Origin of the sequence: Dyadobacter sp. Leaf189 (assembly GCF_001424405.1) — a bacterium.
In the GTDB taxonomy this organism is placed as follows: Bacteria; Bacteroidota; Bacteroidia; order Cytophagales; family Spirosomataceae; genus Dyadobacter.
In genome coordinates, this window is the sequence record NZ_LMPS01000001.1 from 584,318 (window position 1) to 605,239 (window position 20,922).

17 protein-coding genes are annotated in these 20,922 nt (G+C 45.9%); 5 read left to right on the plus strand and 12 right to left on the minus strand.

All coding sequences use genetic code 11. The features are described 5' to 3' along the window. Positions 1–3: 3 nt before the first annotated feature. A complete protein-coding gene (locus tag ASG33_RS02575; RefSeq protein ID WP_056279944.1) occupies positions 4–3,765 on the minus strand; it encodes a PVC-type heme-binding CxxCH protein in 3,762 nt (1,253 codons plus the stop codon). Between the two features lie 119 nt (positions 3,766–3,884). Continuing rightward, the gene (locus ASG33_RS02580) at positions 3,885–5,012 is read right to left on the minus strand and encodes a Gfo/Idh/MocA family protein (protein ID WP_056279946.1); all 1,128 of its coding nucleotides are present in this window, start codon (positions 5,010–5,012) and stop codon (positions 3,885–3,887) included. 237 nt (positions 5,013–5,249) lie between these two features. Here ASG33_RS02580 and ASG33_RS02585 point away from each other — a divergent pair, with 237 nt between their 5' ends. From ASG33_RS02585 to ASG33_RS02595, 3 genes are all read left to right on the plus strand, one after another. Then, positions 5,250–5,867 (plus strand): GNAT family N-acetyltransferase, encoded by a 618-nt coding sequence (locus ASG33_RS02585; RefSeq protein WP_056279947.1) that lies wholly within the window; start codon positions 5,250–5,252, stop codon positions 5,865–5,867. Between the two features lie 85 nt (positions 5,868–5,952). Continuing rightward, the gene (locus tag ASG33_RS02590; protein WP_056279949.1) at positions 5,953–7,383 is read left to right on the plus strand and encodes a glycoside hydrolase family 125 protein; all 1,431 of its coding nucleotides are present in this window, start codon (positions 5,953–5,955) and stop codon (positions 7,381–7,383) included. A gap of 256 nt (positions 7,384–7,639) precedes the next feature. Continuing rightward, positions 7,640–8,635: a TlpA disulfide reductase family protein gene (locus tag ASG33_RS02595; protein ID WP_082489071.1), complete on the plus strand. Its 996-nt coding sequence runs from the start codon at positions 7,640–7,642 to the stop codon at positions 8,633–8,635. 81 nt (positions 8,636–8,716) lie between these two features. Here ASG33_RS02595 and ASG33_RS02600 read toward each other — a convergent pair whose 3' ends face one another. Then, on the minus strand, positions 8,717–8,992 hold the full coding sequence (locus ASG33_RS02600) for a hypothetical protein (RefSeq protein ID WP_056279953.1): 276 nt from the start codon (positions 8,990–8,992) through the stop codon (positions 8,717–8,719). A 524-nt stretch (positions 8,993–9,516) separates the two neighbouring features. On the opposite strand from ASG33_RS02600, the gene ASG33_RS02610 reads away from it, so the two are divergent. Next, positions 9,517–9,978: a DUF6934 family protein gene (locus tag ASG33_RS02610; protein WP_056279957.1), complete on the plus strand. Its 462-nt coding sequence runs from the start codon at positions 9,517–9,519 to the stop codon at positions 9,976–9,978. Positions 9,979–10,338: 360 nt separating this feature from the next. On the opposite strand, the gene ASG33_RS02615 is transcribed toward ASG33_RS02610, so the two are convergent. The 4 genes from ASG33_RS02615 to ASG33_RS02630 form a co-directional block, all read right to left on the minus strand. Then, entirely contained in the window at positions 10,339–11,508 is a 1,170-nt protein-coding gene (locus ASG33_RS02615) for a PepSY domain-containing protein (RefSeq protein ID WP_082489138.1), read from the minus strand. Between the two features lie 26 nt (positions 11,509–11,534). Next, positions 11,535–13,997 carry a TonB-dependent receptor gene (locus ASG33_RS02620; protein ID WP_229238543.1) on the minus strand — a complete coding sequence of 821 codons (2,463 nt, stop codon included), beginning with the start codon at positions 13,995–13,997 and terminating at the stop codon, positions 11,535–11,537. Between the two features lie 241 nt (positions 13,998–14,238). Beyond that, positions 14,239–15,063, minus strand: a complete 825-nt coding sequence (locus tag ASG33_RS02625; RefSeq protein WP_056279964.1) for a sugar phosphate isomerase/epimerase — start codon at positions 15,061–15,063, stop codon at positions 14,239–14,241. A gap of 192 nt (positions 15,064–15,255) precedes the next feature. Beyond that, positions 15,256–15,684, minus strand: coding sequence for an META domain-containing protein (locus tag ASG33_RS02630; RefSeq protein WP_056279966.1), 429 nt, complete (start codon positions 15,682–15,684; stop codon positions 15,256–15,258). A gap of 259 nt (positions 15,685–15,943) precedes the next feature. Here ASG33_RS02630 and ASG33_RS02635 point away from each other — a divergent pair, with 259 nt between their 5' ends. Continuing rightward, the gene (locus ASG33_RS02635; protein ID WP_056279968.1) at positions 15,944–16,804 is read left to right on the plus strand and encodes an AraC family transcriptional regulator; all 861 of its coding nucleotides are present in this window, start codon (positions 15,944–15,946) and stop codon (positions 16,802–16,804) included. A gap of 9 nt (positions 16,805–16,813) precedes the next feature. Here ASG33_RS02635 and ASG33_RS02640 read toward each other — a convergent pair whose 3' ends face one another. The 5 genes from ASG33_RS02640 to ASG33_RS02660 form a co-directional block, all read right to left on the minus strand. Beyond that, positions 16,814–17,140 (minus strand): helix-turn-helix domain-containing protein, encoded by a 327-nt coding sequence (locus tag ASG33_RS02640; protein ID WP_056279970.1) that lies wholly within the window; start codon positions 17,138–17,140, stop codon positions 16,814–16,816. Between the two features lie 4 nt (positions 17,141–17,144). Further along, the gene (locus tag ASG33_RS02645) at positions 17,145–17,483 is read right to left on the minus strand and encodes a type II toxin-antitoxin system RelE/ParE family toxin (RefSeq protein ID WP_082489072.1); all 339 of its coding nucleotides are present in this window, start codon (positions 17,481–17,483) and stop codon (positions 17,145–17,147) included. Between the two features lie 183 nt (positions 17,484–17,666). After that, the gene (locus ASG33_RS02650) at positions 17,667–19,103 is read right to left on the minus strand and encodes a Gfo/Idh/MocA family protein (RefSeq protein WP_056279975.1); all 1,437 of its coding nucleotides are present in this window, start codon (positions 19,101–19,103) and stop codon (positions 17,667–17,669) included. 32 nt (positions 19,104–19,135) lie between these two features. Further along, complete coding sequence (locus tag ASG33_RS02655) at positions 19,136–19,969, minus strand: ThuA domain-containing protein (RefSeq protein WP_056279978.1); 834 nt, start codon at positions 19,967–19,969, stop codon at positions 19,136–19,138. A gap of 136 nt (positions 19,970–20,105) precedes the next feature. Beyond that, a complete protein-coding gene (locus tag ASG33_RS02660) occupies positions 20,106–20,894 on the minus strand; it encodes an SDR family NAD(P)-dependent oxidoreductase (RefSeq protein WP_056279980.1) in 789 nt (262 codons plus the stop codon). Positions 20,895–20,922 lie beyond the last annotated feature (28 nt).

The following is a 20,922-nucleotide window of genomic DNA, read 5'->3' on the forward strand; positions in this document are numbered from 1 at the left end:
TGATTATTTACTTAAAACAGCCTGCTCTTTGATCACCTTCATATTGCCCTTCATCAGTCTCCAGTGACCCGGGAATGTGCAGACGTATGGATAATCGCCAACCTGATCAGGCACGACAAATTTCAGCCGGAAAGTTTGTCCCGGATTCACAAGCGGCGTTGCGGCCAGTACTTGCGGGATGTTCGGAACATAGTTCTTCTCAGCACCGTCTTTCGCCGTGATCATTTTGTCAGCAGCAGCACCAATAATCTCAGTTGATTTTTGTTTTCCAATTACCACATTATGCTGCATGGCATCAGGATTTTCAAAGACCAGCTCAACCGTTTTACCAGCAATTGCAGTAAATTCGGTCACACTGAATTTCATCTCCTCGCGGATCGCCTTAATCTGCACAATTTGCACATTCGGATCGGTTGTAGTCTCTTCCTTGATTCCGTAGGATTCCAGGAATGGCGTCAATTTACTGCTCAGATCGTCGGTAACGCTGGTTTTCAGCGAAGCCAGCAATTTCTTGCCTTCGTCATTTGTAGTTTCTTTGCGTTTTGGATTCCATGATCCCAATACACCCTTGAAAACCGCATTACGTCCCTGCGGATCGAGTGTCTGCGCTGTTTTCAGCAGATCCAGCACCTCATTTCCGCTGGCGTAAGAAGCATAACCGCGCGTCGCGCGTTCCAAGGCAAAGTCCGACAAACGATCCAGTCTGCGTACCTCGAAGCTTTTGCTCATGGTATTGTTCTTGTTCTCGTCTTTTTCCGGAACCACATTGTCCACATCCACAGTCGCCGTGATTGTTACTTTACCAGCTTCATCGGAGGTAAAGCCGAATCCTGAGCGCCACGGACCGTTATTTCCTTCGGTAAGCTTTACCGTTTCGCCGGGAGCAATACCGTTGTTCAACTGGCGGCTCACGTAATTACTATTTAGCGAGCGGCTTCTCACACCCACGTTCACAACAGGTACCAGCTCTTTTGGAACTGCGACACTACCCTGATTGGTGATTTCGATTGTTACCCGCGCATATTCACGAACATAAGGCGTAGTAGGTTCAATCGTGATATTAGTAATCGCCAGCTCGGCTGAACCTTGCGTGGTCACTTTGCTTGCACTGTGGTTATCATGGTTCATGGTTGAATGATCCATCGGCTTGGCAGCTTCCGCTTTTTGAGCAGTTGCAGTAGTCGAGCCTCCTTTACCGGCGCGTTGTGCCAGGTATTTTTTACGGAGCGCACCGTCGTGTGAGTTCAAAACTGCGGCAAATGCATCGGGCATCCAGCGATCGTCGGCTTGTGCGTAAGTATCAAGCAATGTCAAAACTGCTGTTTCCACTTCCGGAGTCAAAGGAATATCTGCAAAACGTAGCAACGAATTCATCGCAACCAATGCATCTTTATCATGCAAAGCGTCGGCTGCAAGCAATGTTTGTGCGGTAGCTGGTGTGGAAGGCAAGACCTGAACAGCCGTTTTGCGTACATCCGCGGCAGGGTGTTTCAAAGCTTCGGTCACTGCCGCCAAAACCTGCGGATCTTCGATGGCATTCAAGCCGTGCAAAGTCCACAAAGCATGGATAGCAGCAGTATTCAGGCCAATTTCGTCCACTGATTTGTCTTTAACCAGTTCCACCAGTTTGCCCACAACATCTTTATTATTACGCTCCACCAGCAAACGTTGCGCGTGCCGGCGCCACAGCATATTGGTGTTTTTCAATGTGGCAACCAGTTCGTCAGGACGGTTTTTGCTCAGCGAGATCGGCGTATATTTCGGCGCGTTTTTCCATGCAATGCGGTACAAGCGACCGTGGGTAAAGTCACGCAGAGGTGTTTCATAAGCGTTTCCTGCACCATTTTCAGATCCTTTCGGAGTCGGGTTGTGCTGGATAATATAGCTGTACCAGTCTGCTACCCAAACTGCGCCGTCAGGCCCCACTTCTGCAAATACAGGAGCTACCCATTCGTCCGCACCGGCAAGCAGGTTAAAGCCCAGCTTGTCCTCGAAATCGGTACCTTTTTTGTCCATGAAATTCTGGTGCAAAATGTGTCCCGTAGGTTCAGAAACGAATGCCACTTTGTTCCAATACTTTTTAGGATAAGCACGGGCGGTATAAAAATTATGTCCTGCCGCAGCTGTAAATCCACCGAATACGTCAACCTGACGCACTTTTGGCGTAATTGGCTGCATATCTTTATGCGTATCCGTGCTCCGGCCGCCGTTATCTACCTTACTTTCTCCAAAATAACGGTTCGGGATTGCTGAATACCAGCCGTGGGAGTTGTTGGCAGTGGAACCAAACAGGTCGCCGCTTTCATTGAAACCCAGGCCCCAGGTATTGTTAGAAGTTTTGGTCACAATTTCCATATCAGAACCATCTGGCTTGAAGCGGAAAAGTGCTTGTCCAAAGTTCAGTGAATCGCTTTTTCCAACTTTACCTTTGAATCCTGAATAACCAACCGAACCATAAACCCAGTTGTCGAAACCGTAATGCAGGTTAGAAGGTCCCGCGTGGGTATCTCCTGTTCCAAAACCAGAGAAAAGAATCTTCTTAACGTCCGCTTTGTCATCACCGTCGGTATCCTGTAAAAACAGCATGTGCGGAGCCTGTGAAACAACGAGGCCACCATTTGCGAAAGTCAGACCGGTTGGGATACTCAGATCGTCGGAAAACTTCGTGAATTTGTCTGCTTTACCGTCTTTGTTCGTGTCCTCGCAAATCAGGATATAGTCGCTTCCGCCGGTATCTTTTCTTTCGTTCGGATAATCTTTGGTGATCAAAACAAACAATCTGCCGCGCTCATCCCACGTCATCGCGATAGGGTGCATTACGTCAGGTTCGTGTGCAAAAACGTCCAATGTAAAGTCAACAGGGATCTGAATATGCTTCACCGATTCTTCCGGCGAAAGTGGTAACTGCTGCATTTGAGGTCCAGGGCGCTGCTCGTAGTTGGGCAACTTGGCTTCGCGATATTCAAATGGTTTCGGCGCCAAAGCGGCCAATGCTTTTTTAGCATCGTCGTTTACTGCCCACAGAATACCTTTTTCGATCAGGTCCTGAAAGCCAGGAACTGCCCAGGTACGTTCGTCGTGACCGTAAGCGGTGTAAAAAATGCGGCCTTTCCCGTGCGTTCTCACCCAGGTATAAGGTTCTTTCTGTACGCCCGGCTTGTCTTTCGCCTGGTCTGCCTGGATCGTACGTTCTGTTAAAACGATATTATCCGGCTGCAATTGATTGTGCAGGTAAGTCTCGTCGATCGTTTTAAACGGTTTCACACCTGCAATTGCTGGGTGATCGGGCTGCGTCCAAACGGGCTGAATGGTGTCAAAAGTGTGACGCCAGAACTGTCCGCCGATCAGCTTTACAACTTCCGGGTTATTGCGGAAACAGTAAGAAGCGCAGTGAATGGGGATAAAGCCTTTTCCGCTTGCAACATAGTCAAGCAATGCTTTTGCCTGCTGTGGTGCGATCGAATCCCAGTTTGCATACAGCATGAGCGCGTCATACTTGTTGAGCGTCTCCGGATTCAGATCGTTCAGATCGTCGGTGTAAGTAAAATTGAAACCTTTCGGTCCCAATGCCGCCATGATCTGCGGCACACGCTCTGCGGGCTTATGGTGCCCGTTGTCGCCCAGAAACAGGATTTCCAGCCGTCGCGCCTTGGAAGCCTCACCTTTCGAAGATGCGCTTTTAACCGACGCATTCTGAGAGGAAGGCTGAGAGGCACAGCCCAGCAGGACTATACCAAGGATAAAGGATAACGCTTTAGTTTTCATCAGATAGTTTTGGCAAAATAGTGTTTATTAGTTTGGTAGCGTTTGCGCCCGCCCTTCGACTGCGCTCAGGGTGACAAAACAACCCTTGTCACCCTGAGCGCAGTCGAAGGGACGTGCGACTACGCCAGCTCCTTAAAATCCGGCAGCTGGATCAACGCCCCACCTTGCAATGCTGATTCGTGCGCCAGGATACCTACGCTGGTCCAGTTGGCCGATTGCCATGCATTCGGGAAAGGTTCGCGGTCTTCGATTAATGCGCTGATAAACTCGTGCGCCAAATGCGGGTGCGAGCCACCGTGGCCGCCGCCTTGTACAAACGACAAATGCGCGTTTTCATCCAGGTTATAAACTCCCTTGCCGGTGAAATGCTGGATTTCTTCCGGTAAGTAATGTGCATAATCGGGAGTTGCTACTTTTTCAGCGATCTCGTGTTCGGGCTTTTTGGCAGTGTGGATCACGGGATCTTCACCTTCGATCAGCGGCCATTCGAAAGATTTTTTGCTTCCGTAAACCTCAAAACTTTCACGATACTGGCGCGCCACGTCGAATAACGAACGGTACACATAAGCTGATAAATCGCTGTCCTTAAATTTAATATGCGCCGATTCTACCGCAAACGGCGAATTGTGGATCTTGGCCAGATCTTCGCTGATCGTTCCTGAGCCGAAGCACGAAACGTATTCTGCTTCCAGTTTCAGCAAACCTGCTACCGGGCCCACGCAGTGCGTTGCATAATGCATCGGAGGCAACCCCGGCCAGTAGTCAGGCCAGCCTTCCATATCCTGCTGGTGACTCGCTTTCAGGAACTGAACTTTACCAAGCTCACCTTTTTCATATAACTCTTTGACAAACAGAAACTCACGTGCGTAAACCACGGTTTCCATCATCATGTATTTTTTGCCGGATTCTTTGGTCGCTTTCACGATCTCAATGCAATCCTCTACGCTCGTCGCCATTGGTACGGTACAAGCCACATGCTTTCCGGCGCGCAATGCTTTCAAAGTCTGCTCTGCGTGGTTGGGGATCGGGGAGTTGATGTGAACCGCGTCTACATTCGGGTCGGCGAGCAGCTCGTCGTAGCTTGTGTAGCGTACATCGATTCCGTATTGGTCACCAATTTCATTTAATTTAGATTCTGTACGCTGACAGATCGCGTACATATTCGCATTGGGATGTTGCTGATAAATAGGAATAAACTCGGCCCCAAAGCCTAATCCAACAATCGCAACATTAATTTTTTGAGACATACTAATAGGATATTGGTTAATTGTTCAGTTTTATCAATGTTAAAAAACAGTCAATAAACGTATTCAGACCCGCTGACGGGCTTGTAAGTAGATGATTTTAAACAAAATAAGGGGATATTCAGTAATACAATTTTAAAGCAAAATAATGCTAAAAACTTTACGTCTTTTGATTAGTACTGACTGTTTTTTGACCATCATTTTGTTAATATATAGTTTTTAGGAAAAAATTGATACAAAATGAATACGAATGCAATCGATATCTCGGGTAATATCAGGCCAGCCACACCGGAAGATGCCGCAGCCGTAGCGCCGCTGCTGATTCTGGCGATGGGGCACATTGCAGGAATTTTCGCCCGATCGGGTAACCATGCAGATGCAATACCTTTTTTTACTCACTTTTTTGAAACCCGGGGAAACCAATACAGCTTCGAAAACACATTGGTATTTGAAGATGAAAACGGTGTAACGGGTTCCATTACTGGCTACGACGGCGCGTTATTGCATCAGCTCAGACAACCTGTGCTCGACCTGATCCGAAAAACGCAACCCGATTTCAATCCTTCTGACGAAACCGAGGCAGGCGAGTATTATATCGATTGTGTGAATGTGCATCCGGAGCATCAGGGTAAGGGTATTGGCAAAAAACTGATCAAGGCTTTTTGTGAAAGAGCAGCTCAGCTAGGCTATAAAAGAGTAGGGCTGATCGTAGACCAGGTAAACCCAGCCGCGAAGCGATTGTATGAAAATCTAAGTTTCAAGATCATCGGGCAAAAAGACTTCATAGGCCACCGCTACCACCACATGATCTCCGAAACAACAACCAATGACCAAATGACAACTAGTGACAATCAATGACCACAAACAACGCCCCCTTCCTTCCAGTTTTTCCCTAAATTGCTTCATTATAATTTTTTAAAAACTCAATTCCTGAAATAACATAATGCTTCAACGCAGAACATTCCTCAAAACTGGCGCATTGGCTGTTGCCGGTGCATCTATATCCGATTGGTCTTTTGCCAAAAATGCTGCTGATTTCCCTGTTGTGCGCATTCCGGCTGATAAGCGCAGCTTTACAAGTACGGCCGTGGAGGCGACTATTACGCGGATGAAAAAGGTGATCAAAGATCCCGAACTCGCGTGGATGTTTGAAAACTGCTTTCCGAATACAATTGATACCACCGTCCATTTTAAAATGGAAAATGGCAAGCCCGATACTTTCGTGATCACGGGAGATATTGATGCAATGTGGCTCCGTGACAGCACAGCGCAGGTTTGGCCCTATTTGCCGCTTTTGAAAGAAGATCAGAAACTGAAAGATATGGTAGCGGGACTGATCAACCGTCAGACAAAATGCATTATCATAGATCCTTATGCCAATGCATTTTACGACCGGCCGAAAGAAAGTGAATGGACGAAAGACCACACCGAAATGAAACCCATGCTGCACGAGCGTAAATGGGAGCTGGATTCGCTTTGCTACACCATTCGCCTGGCCTATAATTATTGGAAAATTACCGGCGATACCACGCCATTTGATGCGGATTGGGTGAAAGCGGCTGGTTTGATCCTGAAAACGTGCAAAGAGCAGCAGCGGAAAGACGGTCCCGGACCTTACAAATTTGGTCGAACTACTGCCTGGTCGACTGACACTGTTCCTGGAAATGGTTACGGTAACCCGATCAAGCCCAATGGATTGATCGCGAGTACATTCCGTCCGTCCGACGACGCGGCGATGTACCCGTTTTTTGTTCCTTCCAATTTCTTTGCGGTCGTTTCTTTCAGGGAAATTGCCGAAATTTTGGAGAAGCTGGGCGGCGGCAATGCAAAAGTGGCGGCTGATTTCAAAGCGCTGGCAACCGAAGTTGAAACTGCATTGAAGAAGTTCGCAGTATACCCGCACCCTGAATTTGGCAAGATCTACGCATTTGAAGTCGACGGATTTGGCAACTACCTTTTAATGGACGACGCCGGTATACCCGGGCTGATCAGTATGCCATACCTGGGCGCGATGTCCGTGAAGGACCCTATTTATATCAATACCAGAAAGTTTGTTCTCAGCGATTCCAACCCTTATTTCTTTAAAGGAAAAGCAGGGGAGGGGCTGGGCAGTCCGCATACATTGGTGAACCAGATCTGGCCCATGGGCATTATTGCCCGCGCGATCACTTCCACCGACGAAAAGGAAATCGAAGCCCAGCTAAAACTCCTAAAAACCACCCATAACCACACCGGATTCATGCATGAATCTTTTGATAAAGACAACGATGCGAAGTTTACGCGGAAGTGGTTTGCCTGGGTGAATACGTTATTTGGGGAGTTGATTTTGAAGCTGGAAAAAGAGCGGCCGCATTTGCTGACGAAGGTTTATTGAAATCTTAGTTGTTTCAATGTTCTTGTCACACTGAGCGGAGTCGAAGTGCATGCACTTCGACTCCGCTCAGTGTGACAAAGGGACGTGCACAACGCCTTTACTTGCAAATGGTGTAGCGCTTGTACCACTCGGCGCTTGGCTATGTGTAAAACAAAACAGCCACCTACGAATCATCAATAACCACCTCCCACTAATTACTTTCTCGATTTCTGAATGATCATTTAGAGTTTGGGCTTTTAACCAAACTTAGTTTCAAATGGACATCAGGCACTTCATTCTTATATTATTGCTAACGCCAGCTTTTTGCATCGCTCAGAAAGACTACGTGCGTTTTTCGGGTAGAATAGAAAACCGGAATAGCGACACAGTAATGATCTTTTCAAATACGAAGGTTGTTAAGACTTTTCTGGTTGATAAAAACGGAAATTTTTCAGACACTATTCAAGTGCATGATGGGCTTTATGCACTTTCAGATAATGTCGAAATGACGACTGTTTTCCTGAAAAATGGCTTGGATATCCGTGTAAAATTTGACGGGAAAAAATTCAATGAATCTATTCAGTACGAGGGTGTCGGAGGTAAGGAGAACAACTATCTGGCTAACCTTATCCGGCTGGACGAGCAGTTCGACGAGCAGCAGGAAGCACTGGATGATGAAACACAGTTTGCCGAACTTGTTAATAAAAAGAGAGATCAGCAGTTGTTGGAATTAACCGACGGCAGTTTCGATGCGGATTTTGTGCGACATGAAAAGGAGCTATTAATGCAGAATGCGGAAGGGGCGAAGGCAAGCTTTGCCAAGAAAATGGTTATAAAGCGACTCAGGAACGCAAAATCGCCTGCGTTTTCTTACGAGAACATCGAGGGAGGAGTGACCAAACTGGAAGATTTCAAAGAAAAGTTCGTATTCATCGATCTCTGGGCGACATGGTGCGCGCCGTGCATTGCTGAAATTCCACATTTGAAAAATGCGCAAGAAAGATACAAGGGCAAGAAAGTTGTGTTTGTAAGTCTTTCTGTTGATTACCAGAAAAATCACGATAAATGGAAGAAGTTTGTTATGGAGAAAAATCTTACCGGTGTGCAGGTCATAGCGGACAAGGCGTGGCAATCTCAGTTTATAAAGGATTATGCGGTATCCTCAATTCCCCGGTTTATCCTTATCGATCCGGAAGGCAAGGTGCTGAATGCAGACGCGCCGAGGCCTTCTTCTCATGAGTTTATTGATGAACTTGATAAGTTGTTGAATTAGTTACTGATAAAGAGAATAGCGAGGATCGATTTGTAAATACATCTTCGCTATTCACTTTTACATGCATTCCTTGTTCTAACCCTACCTTGAATTCCCATCCAACTTCGCAATCAGCGTAGTAACCCGAAGTTGATTGACAATGTGAACCCGCATTTCAGGAGTTACCCGGACAAGGTTTTCGCTGAATAGAAAACTCTCTACCATCACATTTAGTGACTCGATCATTTCACTGGCAGTGTCGGTTTCAAAAAACTCCTTCACGACTTGGTATTGCTTTATCAATGCATTTTCCCGACCGTTAAAATCAGATTTCATGCCGGTAGCTTCCTGGGATTTTGATTCATACAGTGTGTCCATAGTTTGTTTAAGGTTTGATTGTGAATTGATTGAATTCGGCCTGGTGGTATTGTAGTCGACTTTACCCCAGGCATTTTTAAAAGCTTTTCCTTGTGTATATTTCCAACAAATGCGACCTAAAAAATTTACTTCGGAGTGAATTTGATCAAGGTCTGAACCTCAATTTCTCCAAATTCAGAAAGGATTTCCTTCATTCGAGCGTGTGAGATACCTCTATTGTAGGTAAAATCTCTCCAAGCATATGTCAGTTTACCTTTCTTCACGTCGGCCGGCAATGATGGATAAATATTAGCGAGCCACCATTTGAAGGCCTCCTCCATGGAAGCAAAAGTCTTCATTAAGACAAAGATAGTAGTTTGTTCATATTTCCAACAAGCTTTAATCTTGAATATATTTCGATCTACTATTCTGCTTACTGTCTTGCAATTTCAGTGTGAACGAAAAATACAAAAAAGTGACCGTTAGAAAACTAGACGTTACTGGAATTCCGCACATTCAAGAACAGAGATAGCTTTGTCAAAAAGATGAAGCACACTAGGTATCTTTATAGTTCTGAAAAGTTTTTCACAGTATATAAGTTTGATAGTGAGGGACGGAATGGCAAGATTAAAAAGCTGGTTTTATTCACAAAAACAAGCACAGAAAATGTATTTAACTTGGCTTTTGGTGATTTGGATGATTTGACTGGCGAGATAGATGATTTTGCGGTGACCAACAACGGAGATCGCGCGGAAGTGCTTGCGACTGTTGCAGCAACAGTCTATGAATTTATACAAAAATATCCAAGAGCTTGGGTTGTAGCTACTGGGAGCACACCCGCGCGGACCCGACTTTATCAAATGAGTATCTCAAAGTACCTGGAAGAAATCTGTGAAGATTTTAGTATTTTTGGATATAGCGCTAATGGAGTTTGGAAGGAATTTGTGGTCGGCGAAGTATATGAAATGTTTTTGTTAACTAAGAAGGGTAATGAGCTATCAACATGAAAACAAATGAATTGAAACCATCGAAGACAATGCCCATTGAGATGGACGAAAGTCTTGGGAAATTTAGAGGTAAAAACCTTTTTCCAGAGCAATTGGCGAAGGTAAATACAATTTTAGCCAAGACGGGATTGCCGAAGGTTAAAAAGGCGTAAGTAGGTTTTTAACATTCCATTAAATAGAATATCTGCGATGAGCAGAATCAAATATTCTCCAAAATAAAATCTGCCGGCACTTTCAACTTGTGATAAATCGCCTTAATAAATGCTATATCCGGCTTTTACTTACCATTAATGATCATAAAAAGCTCGACGAGAGAAATCTGGAAAAATATGGAATTTGATTCCATATTTTTTCAGTTTTTCAAACCACAACCCGCCGCTTCACCTCTGAAGCGTGCATATCCTCCACCACCTTCATCTTCCCAAACTTCTTCTTGCCCTTCAACTTCCTACCTAGCCAAATCACAATTCCCGTCACTGGCAGCGTTGCTGCGATGAATGCAACGATAAACGCAATGATCTTCGTGGGCAAGCCCCAGATGTTGCCGGTGTGGATCGGGTATACCAGCCTTCGGACTTTCATGCCGCGGGACTCGTTTTCGTAGAGGCGTTTTGAGAGCAGTGTTCCGCCGTTTTTGTCGAAATAGAGAAAACTGACAATGTTACTTACAGAGGCGAGATCGTCAGTTTTGGAGATAGTGATCGACAAGCTATCCGTTTCAGGCATGGTGAAAAGAATTTTGCCGGGGTAGGGGAATTGTTTGTTGGTTTCTGTCAGTATTTTTTCGAGGTAGTTATTTTCTGATGCATTTGGAGAAATGTTGGCCGGTGCTTCGCGACGTACCTGCGGCTTTCCGTCGAACGTGAGATAGATCAGGTTATTCACCCATCTGTAACTCCAGACCAGCCCGGTGAGCGCAATGATAAATACAAATGGAAGCACGTAAAAGCCGAAAACCGCGTGCAGATCCCAGTTGAGCCGCTTGAACTTGGCACTCCATTTAATGCGGAAACGTTGCTTCTGGTTCTTTCTGTTTGGCCACCAAAGTACCAGCCCGGTGATCATTATTACCAAAAACATGACGCACGCCACGCCTGTAATCGCCTTGCCCGTTTCTTCCAGACAGAGATAGCGATGCAACCGCAAAACCACGCTGAAAAATGCTTCATGCTCATCACGAACTGCGGTTATGCGACCGGTATAAGGGTCAATTGCAGCAGATAAGCCTTCCTTCTCTTTTGTTTCAAGATTAAAAATAATCGTCCGGTCAGCTTCTGGTTCAATGGTAATGCGCTGAATCTCGTTTTTCGGGAATTTGTATCTGATAATGCTTTCCAAATGATCCAGCGGCAATTTCTGCTCCCCTGCATTCGCTTCCACAATGTGAAAATCGGGGTACAGAGCCGGTTCCAGCTCGTCTTCAAAAACGAGAATGCAGCCGGTCAGGGCCACTACAAAAACCACAAGGCCGGAGATAATCCCCAGCCATAAATGCAGTTGTGAAGCAATTTTCTTGAAAGCTTTTTTCACAGTCAAATCAGATAAAAAAGATCACATTAGAAAGTATATGCAATGGTAGCCAGGAAGTTACGAGGCGATCCCGGGAAGAGCCGCAGGTAATCGTAACCACCTACCCAGTACGTTTTGTTAGTCACATTGTTCAGGTTGACCTGAAATTGAAACTTGTCGATCTTGTAATAAATGGCCGCGTTCAAAAGCGTGTAAGCAGGTACAGTTTGTGCATTGTTGATCGACAAATTCCGCTCGCCTACATAGTTGCTTCCCAGGCCGAGCCCAAGTCCATTCAAACCTGCATTCACGAAAGTATATTTTGTCCAGATACTTCCCTGATTCTTAGGTGCATTCGGTTTTTGCAAGTTCACCAGCGCCTGGTCGGCCGCGCGTGAACCTGCGTCGGTGATCTTCGCATCATTATAACTGTAAGCCACGATCAGGTTCCAGTTTGGCAGGATATTTCCGGTCACGTCAAATTCAAATCCTTTGGCTTTCTCTTCGCCGATCTGCGTTTGCAGGTTCGGGTTTTCAGCCGCATTGGCCGAGTAAAGCGTATTGGTTTGGATGATCTGGTAAAAAGATGCATTCGCTGTCACGCGGCCATCGAGCCACTCGGTTTTCAGTCCACCTTCGGCCAAACTGCTCCGGATCGGGTCAAATGGGCCACCGGAAAGCGGATCGCTTTGAACGACTGCATCCTGCGGATTATAGCCTTTGGTGTAAGTACCGTAAATATTGACGTTTTTAGTCAACGTATATACAGCTCCGATGCGGGGCAGCAATGCGTGCTGTGTTACATTGGTTTCATTATTTTTAGTGTAGTTCTTTTTGTCAATGTAAGTATCGTAACGCAGCCCGAGCAGAATCTGCAATCTGTTGATCTTCAATTGTTCCTGCAAATACAAACCGTGCAACTGGTACATCACCGGCGTAGTAGATGCATTGGCCACCACATTATAAGTGTATTTCGTAGGATCTTCCAGGTTGTTGTTTTGAAGTGTGAGATCGTAGTGCGAAATGTTCGGCTTCGGAATGCTGCGCGTCACTCCGTTCTCCGTGTAGTCGTAAAATAAGAACCGCTCAGACTGCTTCGCATTGTAAGGTGCCGCGCCGCCCGCTTTCAGCAAATAGCCATTTGCAGTTTGCTGTCCCGATCCTTTCGGCGTGGAAGATTGAATGTAATCATAACCTGCAACCAGCTTGTGCTCAGCGATTCCCGTGTTAAAATTATGGTTAAAAAACAGGGATACATTGTCCATGAAAGACTTGGTCTTGCGGACAAAAACCTGCCGCGCTACCAGATTTTCAATAGGCGCACCTGCGGAGTCAACCGCATTCACATTGCTGCTGCGGTGTTCGAGCAGATCTTCGGTATAGCCGGTGCGCAGGTAAGCCACATTGAAAGAAGTATTTTGGGTAAACTGATGGTTCAGAGAAGTCGTGATCAGGTAAGTTTCCTCGTTCAGATAATCATTCACCGCATTAAGCGAAGTTTTGATAGAGCTCGAATACAGGTCATTTCCCTTCACCGACTGACCTCGATCCAGCCTGCTATTCGACCGGTTATACACCATATCAAAGTTGATCCGAGTCTTCTCAGTAGGCAGGAAAGATACCGACGGAGCGACGATGATATTTTTGTCAAATTGCAGGTTACGGAAACTCTGCGCATTGTTGTAACCCACATTCAAACGGTACAGCAAAGTCTTTTTCTCATTCATCGGACCTGTAAAATCCGCCAGCATTCTTAACGTATTAAAGCTGCCTGTCGTAAATGAAAGTGATTTCTGTGGCGTATCAAGCGGCTTTTTGGTAACCCGGTTGATAGTACCACCTGGCGAAGTATTTCCGTACAAAGCCGAAGCTGCACCTTTAATCACTTCCACTCTTTCCAGATAGTTCACTGGCGGCTGTTTCCAAAATCCCGAAAAGGTCCGGAGCCCATTTACGAGCTGGGTAGTACTTCCTCCATTCATACGGAAGCCCCTGATGGTGAGATCGTCGTAGAATGTAAACTGGTTTACGCCGCTCATATTCTTCACCGCATCACCCATTAAAAACGTACCCTGGTCGCGCATTACTTCCTTGGTAATGTAGCTGATCGCCTGCGGTACTTCCTTAATCGGCGTCGCTGTTTTACTCGCAATAAAAGAAAGATCGTTTTTATAGGTAGTCTCGCGGCGACCTAAAATTTCAAGCGTTTGCAGCTCTTCCGCTGCTTCAATTGCGGTTAATTCCAGTTCAGCAGTTTCACCGTCTTTCAGTGTAATGCTTCTTTCAATCTTTTTAAAACCCAGCCCTGTCCCGATCAACTGGTAATTACCAGCTGCCAGACCATTAAAATCAAACTCACCGGAAGCCGAGGTAACTGTCCCCTTGCCGGTACCTTTTAAAATGATGTTGACCGATTCGAGGGGCTGACCTGCCTCCGTATTAACTTTTCCTTTGATACTGCCGGTTTGCGCGAATGCAGAGCAAGACGCAATCAGCAATAGAATGAGCATAGAGTGTTTCATTGATATTGAAGTAGAGAAGAAATGTCGTTAGTGCTGTAAAATAACAGTCTATTTAGACTAATGACAAATTAGTATTTAAGAATACTACTGTTTTGCTCAAATATCTCTATCAGATAATACTTTCTCTTTAAATAAGTCAAGGAAAGACGCGTAAAAGAAAAAGCCCCGCAGTGGCGAGGCTTTGAAAATGGTCAGTTTTGCTGCTTTAAAATCCAGGATCCGCAGGCAGCTATACGTTTGCTTTGATGAACGAAAGTCCGTCGCGCATTAATTGCTCTTCCGAATCAAACATTTTGCGCCAGATATTCGCCACCGGCAGTTTGGGACTGAATGCTTCAATGCTCAGCCAACCGTCGTAATTGATATCCTTAATGGATTTGAAAACGCCTTCCCAATCCACGTTTCCCTTACCGGGCGTAGAGCGGTCGTTTTCAGACAGCTGGATAAATGATATCTTGTTAGCCGCCTTTCTGATCGTGTCGCCGATATTTTTCTCTTCAATATTGGCGTGAAAAGTATCGAACATAATGGTGCAGTTCGGGTGGTTTACTTCATTCACAAACCGGATCAGCTCATCGCCGCAGCTGGTGAGGTACATTTCGAAACGGTTCAGGTATTCCAGTCCGAGTGTAATGTCCAGCGATTCGGCGTAATCAGCCACTTCGCGGATCCCTTCAATGCCCCACTGCCACTCTTCCTGCGTAGCGGGCTGGCCGGTAAAAACGCCCAATGCAGAATGGTAGGGTCCCATTAGCTTCGTTGCACCGAGTACCAGCGAGCAATCGAGTACACTTTTCAAATGGTCAATCGTGTGCCGCCGCATCGCAGGATCGGCGCTGATCAGGTTTTCAGTTGGGCCGCAAATGGTATCCGTTTCACATGCCAGGCCAAGAGAATCCAGCTTTTTACGGAAGCTAAACCAGTGCTCCGGATTCGTATTGAAAATAGGTACTTCAACGCCGTCGAATCCAATTTCTTTAATCAATTCCAGGGTAGGAAACAGGCTATCGTCAATTTGATTCCCCCATAGGAGAAGGTTCATGCTAAATTTCATCAAATTCCATTTTTGCGGTAATGTATATGGCAATCTTACGACAAACCAACTCCGAACGTATTTCGTCTTTTGACGAGTATTGGTCGGTTATTGATAAATCCAGTGGTAAAATAGGAATAATAGTGGGACAGGGGCATAAAAAAAGCAACCTTCGGTCAGAACAGGTTGCTTCGTCGGTATGTAAGAAGACTATTATTGCGCTCTCGCGAAGATCAGTGCATTGTTGTTCTCATAATATAAAACCAGCTTATTAGGCTTCAAATCATACATATTCACGTTTGGAAGCGCATTCACGAACAGGTTTCCCCAGGAAGTTTCCGCACGCTCTGTGCCGCCGCCACCAAGCTGAATGGTATTTTGCTGGGCTGTTTCATAAAAGCCGGTAAGGTAATTCGTGGATGAAGTCCCTTCCAGTTCGCCTTTCTCTTTGAAGTTCAGGCTCACTTCAAACGCGCCTTTTTGCAGCGGTGGTTTTTTAATCGTATCGTCTTCCTGCACAATGCTTTCCAGCTGCCACTTGCCGGTGAGCTCCATGTTACTATTGATTGTGGTTGTTTTTCCACAACTGGTCATGAAAGAGATTGACAGTACGAATACCATCAAAGGGAAGAAATTTTTCATAGAGGTAACGATTCTTCAAAATTGTTATTAAGGGACATATTCACGGTGAAAACAGTTGCAATAACTTGTTCGGGCAACCATTTAATGTAAAAATTATGCCAGTGGCCTGACTAACGCCACCTTGTAATTAACGTAATAAGAAGCGCAATCTTTTGCCAGTTAATAAATGGGATTGAATTAAGTAAATAGCTGGACTTACTGTATTTTGATAGTAAATTTGTAAATACACTTGTATTAATGTAAAAATCAAGGCAGCGCTTTGAAGGCACCTATTCATAAAAACATCGAAAGCCAGGTTCACACTGTAACTGTACAGGAGCTGAAAGCCCCGCATTTTGACCCCAACTGGCATTTTCACCCGCATTACCAGCTTTTTACGGTACTGGAAGGCACGGGCAAGCGATTGATCGGCGATTCTATTCAAACATTTGGCCCCGGCGATACCGTTTTCCTTGGTCCCGACGTGCCGCACCTCTGGCGCAGCGACCCGGCTTACTTCGACGCCGGCTCCGATTTGGTCACGCACGGTGTAGTACTATACTTTCAGGAAGATTTTTTGGGAAAGGATTTTTTGGAGAAACCGGAAATGCTCGGTTTGCGGCAATTATTGATTGAATCAAAAAGAGGAATTGAATACAAAGGCGCACTCCGCGATCACATCCGGGAAGAACTTTTAGCACAAACTAACACGGAAGGTTTCAAGAGCATTTTAAAACTGCTAACCCTGCTTGACAAGCTCGCCCACGAGCCGGGCGGCTCGCCGATTTCAAGTTATGGATACGTCAATACCTACAAAGTTTCCGAAACGGAGCGAATGCAAAAAGTGCACGATTATGTGTTGCAGCACTTTTTCCAGGAGATTCGGCTGGGTGACGTAGCGTCGCTTGCCGGTATGACGGAAGCGGCATTCTGCCGGTACTTCAAAGCGCGGGCTAACAAGACTTTCATCGACTTCGTAAACGAAATCCGTATCGGCCACGCGTGCAAGCTACTTCTGGAAGACAAATGGACGATAGCCCAAATTGCCTACGACAGTGGCTTCGACTCGTTATCCAACTTCAACCGGAATTTTAAAAAATACATCGGTCACACGCCGCGGGAGTATAAAGGCAATTACTGACGAAGACAATCAACAAAGCCGCAGATGGTGGTTGTCAATTTTAATATTAAAGAAAACCTCAGCCTGCATTGCCTTAAACACTCTGACCAGCGTTTCGAGGGTCGCACTGTTGGCACTGCTTTCAAGTTTGGATATTTGGGCTTTCCGAACACCTACTAGCTCTCCAAGCTGCGCCTGCGTCAACTTCCTCTCCTTCCTGACCTCTTTAATCATCCGTCCCATCAATTCCATTTTCAACTCATACTCGAATTGGTCCCGCTCCGGCGTTCCATTTTCTCCTATGTATTTGTCCTTGATTTCTTCCAGTGTATAAGTCTTTAATTTCTTTGTTATCATGTCATCATTCGTCTAGTTGAGCAAAATATATATTTTTTATTGTAAGCGCTCTTTTTATCTCTTTCCCTGGAACCTTATCTACCTTTTTTACAAAGCCGTGAGTCGCTACTACCAGCGTTTTCTGTTTGTTAGTTTTATCCCAAAAAGATAATAATCTTATTTGCTGCCCGCGATATCTTGTCCGGAATTCCCAAATATCACTAGTCAGTTTTTTGAAGATTCGGGGATCATTTGTGGTCTGAGCAAGCGAAATGTTAAAGACAATCTTCGCAGCTGCTTCCCGGGATAATGATGCCAGGAATTCTTCCGCATCTTCCAGCATTAGTATGTCAAAGTTCTTCAATTTATAGTGTGTTAAAAACAGGGAGAAGTTTCCAAATTTAGAAACTTCTCCCTTTCAATACCAGTAACCTTTAACTCCTGGCTTTAGCTAATTATCTATCGGCTTAAACGGTCGGATTTACCTGCTCTTGGTTCAATTAAATATAAAAGCAAAAACCCTTCCTCCCTTTCCTCCATTCTCCCTTTATTCTTTCACATAGTTAGTGCCATAAGGAGCCCTTTGCGGCCTTGAAAGCATTGAATTCGCTTCCTTATCACCAATAAATTGCTCCTTTTTCGGATCCCATTTCAATTTGCGCTGCAACTTCATTGCGGTATGCGCGATAAGGCACGCTGAGCAGGAGCGGTGCGCTATTTCGGCGTGACTGATCGTCTGTTTGCCGCTTTGAATGCTCTCGATCCAGTTTTGGTGCTGCTCCGGACTTTCGTACAAATGGATTTCATTCGCCTGGATCACCGAGCCAAGTATCTTCGGATCACTCGCGTAAAATGCCTTGTTTTCCTTTGCCGCCGCAGCCGCACCGGGATCTGACGCAGTTACACCCACATTCCCGCGTGAAACAAATATCCAGCCTTCGGTACCTTCGAATTTTACGCCATTCGGGTTCGTACCTCCGATCTCCATTTCGACGCCATTTGCGTATTTTGCATTCACCAGAAAATCACCGTGAACATCCCAGAGACCCGATCCTTTCGCAGGAAAAGTGGCCTTTCCGTCTACTTCAATCGGCCCGGTCAATTCCGTGTCCATTCCCCAATGCGCAATATCAATATGGTGCGAGCCCCAGCCTGTGATCATACCCGCGCCAAACTGCTCCAAGCGCAGCCAACCCGGACGATCATTGATGTCCGTTTGCGAATGCACGCGGTCGAGGGTATAAAATACCTCCGGCGTAGAGCCGAGCCACATATTGTAGTTCAGGTTGGCAGGTACCGGCATTTCCGCGGTACTTCCTCCCGGAGGATCGCCCGGCAGACCAACATACACCTTTTTCAGCTTGCCAATGCGGCCATTCCTTACCAGCTCGCAGGTCCTTTTGAATTGCGGCCACGGAGAAATTGATCGCTGCTGGCTACCCAATTGGAATATCACTCCCTTTTTCTTGATCATATCCGCCATCATCCGGCCTTCTTTGATCGTGAGCGAAGTGGGCTTTTGCATATAAATGTGTTTCCCGGCGACTGCGGCTTCCATGGCAGGCTGCGCGTGCCAGTGATCAGGTGTACTGATAATCACCGCGTCAATATCTTTCCTGGCCAGGAGTTCGTGGTAATCGTCGTACGTTTTTACTTCCAGGTAGTTTTCCTTGCCAGTCCGTTCCGCATATTTTTTCTCGATCCAGACCTTTCCTTTTGCCAGCCGGTTTTTATCCAGATCTGCCACTGCAATCACGTGTGCAGCTTCATTTTTGATTACTTCCGGCAAATCGTGTGAAGATCCGATCCTTCCAAAGCCAATCTGTCCGATGTTAATCTTATTGCTTGGCGCATTCTTACCAAACACACTTGAAGGAACAATGGTCGGGAACATGGAGGCGGCAATAATGCCCGCAGTCCCTTTTGCAGTTGTTTTCAGGAAAGAGCGCCTGTTCTGATCAATTTCTTTGTGATTGTCTTTCATTGCCTTTCAGGTTGGATGGATTTCTCGTTCGTTTATTTCCTGCGTACTTCATCTTGCGGGCTGGCCGCGTAAGCTTTGCTGTAATTCCGTGATTTTTGCGGACCAATAGCCCACTCGATCGCACCAAGAATGTGTTTTTTCAAATCGTCTTTTTCGTAGTCCGTCTTTTCGTGACCCAGTGAAGTATATACTGCACGACCGCCGTCGTATTCATGCCACCAAACCGAAGGAAACACGGTACCAAATGTGTCAAGCGCCTTTCCAGCTGGTTTTTGAATGGTAGAATGGTCATTTACAGCCAGTACATTCAGGTTCACCGCCATTTCCTTGACGAAGTAAAATTCATCCTTTTCGCGGTTCCAGGTTGTGGGTAAATGCGCCAGAGCGGGATTTTTGGGATCAAGGATTTTTACCGAAAAACTTTGTCCCGGCTCGTGCCAGAAAAACGTCCCGCCGAGCATATCCTTAAACCAGCGCCATTTCCGCTCCGTACCAGATGCCGAGTGAATTCCCAGGAAATTTCCACCCGACTGAATGTAGCGCATCAATGCAACGCGCTGTGCATCCGTGTCAAATACATCATTATTGGTGTTGGAAAAAATAAGGACGTCGTACTGTTTGAGATTGTCGTCAGTAAATTTCGCAGCGTCAGAAGTCGAATCCACTGCAAACCCATTCTGTTTTCCCAAAGCCTGAATCGCCGCCACCGAAGCTGCGATGTTATCATGCACATAACCCTTCCCATTCCGCGTATAAACCAATACTTTGACTTTGTTCCATTTGATTTTTTGGGCGAAAGTCGAGGTTGCAAAGGATGTTAGCAGGAGAATTACGATTATTTGAAGGGCTTTTGAGTTCAGTTTCATTTTTAGTTAATGAATTGTTAGTTGGTGGTTTATAGTTTGCCTTGCCTCTTTCTGGCTTTGTCACCCTGAGCGCAGTCGAAGGGATAAGCGTAATGCTTGCCCTTCGACTGCGCTCAGGGTAACAAAGAGCACTCTTCTAAAAACCTATCGAATTCCCGCCATCGACAGGCAGTGAAACACCTGTGATAAACTTCGCAGCTTCTGACGCGAGGAACACAGCTGCCCAGCCGATATCGTCGGGTTTGCCCCAGGTTCCCATTGGCGTACGGTCCATTGCTTTGTCACGCCGCGCTGGATCGCCATCCATTGCAGTTAACATCATAGGCGTTTCAATAAAGCCGGGGGCTATTGCATTTACTCTCACATTGTAAGGTGAAAATTCAGTCGTCAAAGCTTTTACCATTCCCCCGATTGCCGATTTGGAGGCAGTGTAAGCCACCACACGATCAATCCCGTACAATGCCGCCATGGAGGTGATCATGATAATGGATCCCCTTTTTCGCTCGATCATTCTTTTACCGCATTCGCGTGTAATTGAAAATACGGCGTGCAGGTTGGTTTGTATAATTCGGTCAAAGTCCTCATCGGTCACCTCAACCGCGTGTTTTTTCATATTAATACCCGCATTATTGATCAGTATATCGATTTCGCCGACGTTCGTTTCGATATTGTCAATCAATGCAGGAATTGATTTCAGGTCGGTAATATCATTGACGAAATAAGAAGCGTTTTCAGGGCCGAGGGTGTTGACTGCCTCTTGTAAAACAGCCTCTCTGCGGCCGGTTAATATCACTTTGGCACCCGCAGCGATCATGCATTGGGCAATGTAAAATCCGATTCCGCTGCCTCCGCCGGTTATCAGCGCGCGTTTTCCTTGCAGGGAAAATGCCGCCTGGGCAGTTGTTAATGCGAGTTCTTCTGGCATATATGAGCCTTTGTAAAATGGATTATTG